The following is a 7,134-nucleotide window of genomic DNA, read 5'->3' as shown; positions in this document are numbered from 1 at the left end:
AGAAAAACTATTGCACTGACATATTTTGATTATCAAAGTATTTCTTGTTGATAGAATGTTCCAATTACCTAAAACTTGTCCATTATTTTAAAATTTGTTATAGTCTTTTTATTCAAAGCGTGAAAGGAGACCCTATGTTAAAAGAAAAAATAAAAAATCTCCCCATGCTGCCGGGTGTCTATCTTATGAAAAACCAAGAAGGGATGGTCATCTATGTTGGTAAAGCAAAACGGCTCAAAAATAGAGTAAGTAGCTATTTTCATCAGAATAAGCAGCATTCAAAAAAAGTATTACGTATGATTCATCATATAACAGATTTTGATTTTGTCGTAGTAGATACAGAATTAGATGCTTTGTTGCTTGAGTGTCAACTGATCCAACATTACCGTCCTTTTTATAACCGACAAATGAATTATTTCAGTAACTACAATTATGTACATATTTCCAATAAGGGATTTGTATTAACAGATACTCCTACGGCTCGAACATACGGGCCTTTTCGTCTCTATAAAAAAATGCCGTCTATTTTGCGTATAATGGAAGAAACGTATCAAATGCCTTGGTTGTCTGAAATCAGCTTATTAGCTTTGCGAGTCCAGCTTCCTGACTTACAGGAAATGACTTTTGAACAGAAAAAGAAGGAGATCCAAGGATTGTTTCAGGGTCGCAATAAAAAGCTACTGACTTACTTGAAAAAGAGACAACAACATTTCATCTATCAGCTGAATTTCGAAAAAGCTGGCATGCTTCAAAAAGATATCGAATTAGTTACTTATTTCATCAGACGGATCCAAGAACAAAAGCAGTTTTTAAGAACACCATCCCTCACATTCAGCATGCCACTGGCAGCGGACGATAGTCAGAAAAAGCACTACCTTATTTGTTACGGACAGCTTGCAGAAACAATGATTACTTCTGGGAACAATCCACCTGACTTTTATTATGAAAAAAAAGAAGCTCATTTATCTTTGAAACGCCAATTATCAAAAGAAGAAATCGATCCTGTACAAATTTTGATTAGTTACCGCAAAAAATTAGAAAAGGAACAGATTGAAATGGAGCAATTAAATAAAAAAGAAGCTGAAAAGCAACTAAATTAGCTGCTTCTCGGCTTCTTTTAGGCATCTTCAACTTCAAATGTCAATTATCCTAAAATTTATTGGATTAAATCATAGATTTCCATCGCTACGATATCGATATTATCGAATTCGTATTGCTGATGAGTATCTGTTTCAGTTAATTCAAATGTATCGGTCGCTTTATCATAAGTTACTGTACACTTTTCTACGCCTTCTTTTTCAAAACGGCGAACTTGCAGTTCATTATCTGCTGACTCGACCATAGCCTCCAGTCGTTTTATGATTGCGACTAATTGTGAATGTGTCATCGGAGGTCCTCCTTTTCTTATTTCTGTTATATTGTATCAAAAGCATAGCCTACTTGCATTGATTTTCTCTAAAAAAACTCGTTTTTTATGATTTTTTTTCTGGTATTTTCCCTTCAGGCCACCAAAGTTTGATCAACGCTTGAGTTCCGTCATTCTCAAAACCTTTATCTGCCAACTCTTCGTATAGTTTCAACGCTTGGATGGTTGCTGGCAAGACAAGGTTCATTTTTTCTGCTTCTTCTAATGCAATCTTTAAATCTTTGATAAAATGTTTGACAAAAAAACCAGGCGTGTAATCTTCTTTCAAGATACGTGGGGAATAATTACTTAAAGACCAGTTAGCTGCACTTCCGCCTGAAAGTGTCTCAATCACTTTTTCTAAAGCGAGACCGTTTTTTTGTGCATAGACAAGCATTTCCGTCATTCCTGTCATCGTGCCTGCAATCATGATTTGATTGGCCATTTTCGTATGCTGACCTTTCCCAGCAGAGCCATGCAATGTAAATGACGTACCAAATTCCTTGAATAAAGGAAGTACTTGATCATAGACCGATTCTTCTCCGCCCACCATGATCGTCAGTGTGCCATTCTTTGCTCCTAAGTCACCGCCTGACACCGGTGCATCTAATGCATCTGCACCTTTTTCTTTTGCTGTTTTTGCAATTTTTTCTGCCAGAGTTGGTGTACTTGTAGTCAAATCAACTAAAATACGTCCTGAGACATCTGCAGAAAAAATCCCCGATTCTCCATAGTAGATTTCTTCTACATCTTTAGGATAACCTACCATTGTAAACAGAATATTACTTTGTTCTGCTACAGCCTTTGGTGTATCCGCCCAGACAGCTCCTTCTGTTACTAAAGGATCAGCTTTTGCTTTTGTCCGATTATAAACAGCGACTTCGTGACCTGCTTCTAGTAGATGGCGTACAACAGCACTTCCCATAACGCCTGTTCCGATAAAACCTAGTTTCATTCTTTCGACCTCCTAAAAATCAAAAATCCTTGCTTCTATGCTAGTATACGCTAGAAACAAGGATTTTTTTATAAAAAATGTTTGAATTTTATCTTTTAAATGAATTTAATTTGATTTTGATTCGTTCAATCGAAGCTTCTTCTTCTTTTCTTCGCATCTCTTCTTCATGGTAAACAACCATATCTTGATAAAATTCGATCATTGCTTCGCCGAAATGAGTAGACGAAATGTCATAAAGTTTGGCTTCTAAAACCTTTGGATTTCTAGGGACTTCACTGGAAATATAATCAATAAGTGCGGGTGCAAAGTCTTCGTCGGTTTCAAAAGTTTTCCCTAATGAAGGATGATCGAACAATCGGTCCAAATAAGCATTTCCTTCTACGACACAAGGCGTGCCGGCTGCCATCGCTTCGGTATAAGTAAGCCCTTGTGTCTCTGAAGTAGAAGCACTGACAAAATAATCTGCCGCTTTATAATAAAGGGCTACATCATTGTTATCCACTTCTCCTGTAAACTGCACAAATTCTTCTAACTGCAGTTCGGAAATCAATTCCTCTAACTCTTCTACATAAGGACCTTTTCCTACAATAACTAATCTGGCATTAGGGTAAGCCGAGATAACCTGAGGAAATCCATTAACCAATGCTTGGATATTTTTCTCATAAGAAATCCTGCTTAAAGAAAGAATCATCAGATGATTTTCCTGAAGTCCTAATGACTCCCTTAACTTGTTGATATCCTCCTGAGTGATATCAGAACGTTTGAACTTCTCAATGTCGATACCAGTAGGAATCACACGAAGCGGTGCTACTACACCATAGCTACGTAATGTATCAATAACACGTTCACTTGGACAGACTACACCTGTCGTATGATTAGCAAATAATCTGGATAAGTATTTTACATGGGATTGCCTGATCACTTTTCCTTTACCGATATAATGAAGGTAATCTTCATACATCGTATGGTAAGTATGGATCAGGGGTATTTTCAACTTCTTAGCTACCATCTTCCCGAGTATTCCTGCTCCGAATTCTGTATGGGTATGGATCAGATCTAATTCTAGTTCTTTGGCAACCAAATAAGCATACCACATGCCTCTAACAACAACTCTTCGATCCTTGAAAGAAATAAACGGTACACTTGGCATTCGAATCACATCTTTTTCCAACTTGTCCGCATTAGGATCGGTTGTCGTAAAGATATAGACTTCATGCCCATGTTTTTCTAATTCTTGTTTTAATGTTTTGATCGATGTAGCCACTCCGCTGACTTGCGGAAAGTAGGTATCGGTAAAAAAGCCGATTTTCATGTTTTTCGCCTCCAAACTAGTCCTTTGTCTGATGTACTTTTTTTAATTTGCTAGAGACTTTTTCATTCAGCACACTTTCATATACGTTTTTAAGTTCTTCACCGATTTTATTGATACTTCGTTCTTTTGCTGTTTGATAACCGGCTTGTGTCAAACTCGGTAGCTCTTCATTGGTAATCTGTTGAATCAGTTGGATAAACGCTTCGTTTGTCTTCCCCATATAGCAGTTCTTGCTATCTTCTAACCAGCCATTATACACTGGAATATCTCGAACAAGTACATTTTGCTTGCTTGCTAAAGCTTCTAAAACAACGATTCCTTCCGTCTCTTCATAGGAAGGAAAAAAGAATAGATCTGCACCTGAATATGCTCCTTCGATGATTTCCCCTCGTATATATCCAGGAAACAGAACATTCTCAGGATGGTCTTCTTTTACAATTTTCCGGATGTTTCGAGGAATCGAGTACATCGGAACATGACCAAACCAAATGAATGTATAGTCGGGCATCTTCTTAGCAATTTCTACGAAATCAATGATTCCTTTACGTTCGAAAAACAAACCGACACAAATGATTACTTTTTGATCCGGAGATAGTTTGAAATACTCTCTGAACTTTTGTTCTTTCATTGGATCAGGGCGATATTTCTCTAGGTCGATCCCATTGGAAATAGCTTGAATCGGTACACGGATACCATAGCTTTCCAACAACTGTTTTGAATAAGGTGTTGGCGTGATCAAATAGTCCGCTTTTTGGTACAATCCTACCAGATATTTTTTTACAATAGGAGAAAGCTTGTTCGATCCGATAAAGGAATTTCGGAAGTCTTCCTCTGTTGAATGCGCATGATAGACAACTTTTTTACCTTCTCTTCTGGCTTTATTGACCATATTATGACTATTGATTCCGTATGTATTGATGTGCAGGATGTCATAATCATCTTTGTCGTCTAGTGTATAAGAGATACCGACTTCCGTCAGAGCACGTTTTTGATGATCAAGCGCACGCCCGATTCCAGATTTTGCAAGCATCTTTTCACTTTCAAAATATAATAATACCTTCACCTTACGTCCCCCTTCATTTATATAGTATAACATAGCCTCCAAACTGTCACTCAAACTTAAGCCCTATTTTTGTCTAATCTTGCTGACGAAAACGTTTTCTTAAAAAAGAACAGAAAACAAAAAAGCTGGCGTAGCTCTTTTACAAGCTACACCAGTTTTTTTATACGTTGTTTATTTTACATATTCATGAACAAGTTCAACGACTTCTTCCATCGTATCGCATTCTTTCAATGCACGATCAGCAAGTTCAGCCATTTTCCCTGTGTCCAAGCGTTTCATTAAACTACGTGTTTTAAGAATAGATGTCGCGCTCATTGAGAACTCATCTAGACCCATACCTACTAGCAGCGGAACAGCGGTTTGATCTCCAGCCATTTCTCCACACATACCTGCCCATTTTCCTTCAGCGTGTGCTGCATCAATTACATTTTTGATTAAACGTAAGATTGATGGGTTATATGGTTGGTACAAGTAAGAAACACGTTCATTCATACGGTCTGCTGCCATTGTGTATTGAATTAAATCGTTCGTACCTACTGAGAAGAAATCCACTTCTTTTGCAAACTTGTCTGCTAAGACTGCTGCTGCTGGAATCTCAATCATGATGCCGACTTGGATTGTATCTGATACTTCCTTGCCTTCACTGATCAATTTTTGTTTTTCTTCTTCAAAGATCGCTTTTGCTGCACGGAATTCTTTGAGCGTAGCTACCATAGGGAACATGATACGTAAGTTACCATGAACAGATGCACGAAGTAATGCACGCATTTGTGTGCGGAACATTTCGTCGCCTTGTTCAGATAGACTGATACGTAATGCACGATATCCTAAGAATGGATTCATTTCATGAGGTAATTGCAGATATGGTAGTTCTTTATCCCCGCCGATGTCCATTGTACGAACAACAACTGGTTTTCCTTCCATACCTTCTAATACAGCTTTGTAAGCTTCGTATTGGTCATCTTCTGTTGGGAAGTCCGGAGAATCCATATATAGGAATTCAGTACGGTACAGACCAACTGCTTCTCCACCATTGTTATGAACACCAACTAGATCTTTTGGTGTTCCGATGTTTGCAGCTAATTCAAAATGCTTGCCGTCAGCTGTGACAGTTTCTGCATTTTTTAGTTTTTCCCATTCTGCTTTTTGTGCTGCGTAATCTGCACCTGCTTTTTCAAATTCAGCTTTTTGTTCCTCTGTAGGATCGATGATTACATCGCCTTCGATCCCGTTGACAGCCAAAATATCGCCTTCTTTGACTTTAGCAGTGATTTCTTTTGTCCCAACGATTGCTGGAATTTCTAAAGAACGTGCCATGATAGCAGAATGTGAAGTACGTCCACCAATGTCTGTTACAAACGCTTTTACAAAATTGCGATCTAATTGTGCAGTATCACTTGGAGTCAAGTCATGTGCAACAACGACCACTTCTTCGTTGATCATTGATGGATTTGGTAAAGTAACGCCTAATAAGTGCGCTAAAATACGTTTAGCAACGTCACGAATATCTGCAGCACGCTCTTGCATATAAGCATTATCTTCCATTGCTTCGAACATACCGATATACATATCCGTTACTTCTTTTAGCGCTGATTCAGCATTTACGCTGTTGTCTTTAATATTTTGCTTGATTTGACCTACCATTTCTGGATCTGAAAGAACCATCAAATGGGCATCAAATACTTGCGCTTCTGCTTCACCTAAGCTTTGCGCTGCTTTTTCACGAATTTGCTGCAATTCTTCAGTAGATTTAGCTAATGCAGCATCCAAACGAGCTTCTTCAGCCGCAGTATCTTCTACTGTTGCCTTACTGAATGTTAAATCCGGTTGAACTAGCAGGTAAGCTTTTGCAACGGCAACACCGTCACTAGCGGCAATCCCTTTTAGCATTTCAACCATTATTCAGATAAGCCTTCTTTCTTCATTGTTTCAACGATTGCTGCCATTGCGTCAGCTTCGTCAGCACCTTCTGCAGTGATAGTAACATCAGAGCCTTGACCTACACCTAAAGACATAACGCCCATGATTGATTTCAAGTTTACTGATTTACCTTTATACTCTAAGTTTACATCAGAGTTAAATTTGCTTGCTGTTTGTACTAATAATGTAGCTGGACGTGCGTGGATCCCAGTTTCTGCTACTACGTGAAATTCTTTCTTTTCCATATTAATCGGTCTCCTTTAAGTGAGTGTTGTTTTTATGTGAGGGTTTTCTTTTTTAGTAATTCAGAGAATCCTAACAAGTGTCACCCTTTCATCTGTAAAGATTAACATTTTTTTTCGTTAGATACAACAGTTTTCATTCAATTTCAGATAAAAGTATTCAAATTATTCCGGATTCTTTTTCATCCTTTTCTTCACATTTTATAACAAACGTGTTTATTTTCTTTTTCTTGTCGC

At 37.9% G+C, this 7,134-nt stretch carries 7 protein-coding genes; 1 reads left to right on the top strand and 6 read right to left on the bottom strand.

The window, feature by feature from the left end; genetic code table 11:
• Positions 1 to 134 precede the first annotated feature (134 nt).
• The gene (locus A5849_RS13050) at positions 135 to 1,100 is read left to right on the top strand and encodes a GIY-YIG nuclease family protein (protein WP_002290834.1); all 966 of its coding nucleotides are present in this window, start codon (positions 135 to 137) and stop codon (positions 1,098 to 1,100) included.
• Between the two features lie 56 nt (positions 1,101 to 1,156).
• On the opposite strand, the gene A5849_RS13045 is transcribed toward A5849_RS13050, so the two are convergent.
• The 6 genes from A5849_RS13045 to A5849_RS13020 form a co-directional block, all read right to left on the bottom strand.
• The gene (locus tag A5849_RS13045) at positions 1,157 to 1,387 is read right to left on the bottom strand and encodes a YkuJ family protein (protein WP_002287607.1); all 231 of its coding nucleotides are present in this window, start codon (positions 1,385 to 1,387) and stop codon (positions 1,157 to 1,159) included.
• A gap of 85 nt (positions 1,388 to 1,472) precedes the next feature.
• The gene (locus A5849_RS13040) at positions 1,473 to 2,360 is read right to left on the bottom strand and encodes an NAD(P)-dependent oxidoreductase (protein ID WP_086310147.1); all 888 of its coding nucleotides are present in this window, start codon (positions 2,358 to 2,360) and stop codon (positions 1,473 to 1,475) included.
• 88 nt (positions 2,361 to 2,448) lie between these two features.
• Complete coding sequence (locus A5849_RS13035) at positions 2,449 to 3,672, bottom strand: glycosyltransferase family 4 protein (RefSeq protein ID WP_086310146.1); 1,224 nt, start codon at positions 3,670 to 3,672, stop codon at positions 2,449 to 2,451.
• A gap of 16 nt (positions 3,673 to 3,688) precedes the next feature.
• The gene (locus tag A5849_RS13030; protein ID WP_002310358.1) at positions 3,689 to 4,735 is read right to left on the bottom strand and encodes a glycosyltransferase family 4 protein; all 1,047 of its coding nucleotides are present in this window, start codon (positions 4,733 to 4,735) and stop codon (positions 3,689 to 3,691) included.
• Between the two features lie 171 nt (positions 4,736 to 4,906).
• Entirely contained in the window at positions 4,907 to 6,634 is a 1,728-nt protein-coding gene (gene ptsP, locus A5849_RS13025; RefSeq protein ID WP_002310355.1) for a phosphoenolpyruvate--protein phosphotransferase, read from the bottom strand.
• A complete protein-coding gene (locus A5849_RS13020; RefSeq protein WP_002287602.1) occupies positions 6,634 to 6,900 on the bottom strand; it encodes a phosphocarrier protein HPr in 267 nt (88 codons plus the stop codon). The genes ptsP and A5849_RS13020 overlap by 1 nt, the downstream gene beginning before the upstream one ends.
• Positions 6,901 to 7,134 lie beyond the last annotated feature (234 nt).

The sequence above is a fragment of the Enterococcus sp. 10F3_DIV0382 genome, from assembly GCF_002140245.1.
Classification (GTDB): Bacteria; Bacillota; Bacilli; order Lactobacillales; family Enterococcaceae; genus Enterococcus_B; species Enterococcus_B lactis.
This window is presented reverse-complemented; position numbering and strand designations above follow the sequence as displayed.

Coding starts and splice junctions, on each gene's coding strand:
- A5849_RS13050 (WP_002290834.1), top strand. CDS start 135: ATGTTAAAAGAAAAAATAAAAAATCTCCCCATGCTGCCGGGTGTCTAT.
- A5849_RS13045 (WP_002287607.1), bottom strand. CDS start 1,387: ATGACACATTCACAATTAGTCGCAATCATAAAACGACTGGAGGCTATG.
- A5849_RS13040 (WP_086310147.1), bottom strand. CDS start 2,360: ATGAAACTAGGTTTTATCGGAACAGGCGTTATGGGAAGTGCTGTTGTA.
- A5849_RS13035 (WP_086310146.1), bottom strand. CDS start 3,672: ATGAAAATCGGCTTTTTTACCGATACCTACTTTCCGCAAGTCAGCGGA.
- ptsP (WP_002310355.1), bottom strand. CDS start 6,634: ATGGTTGAAATGCTAAAAGGGATTGCCGCTAGTGACGGTGTTGCCGTT.
- A5849_RS13020 (WP_002287602.1), bottom strand. CDS start 6,900: ATGGAAAAGAAAGAATTTCACGTAGTAGCAGAAACTGGGATCCACGCA.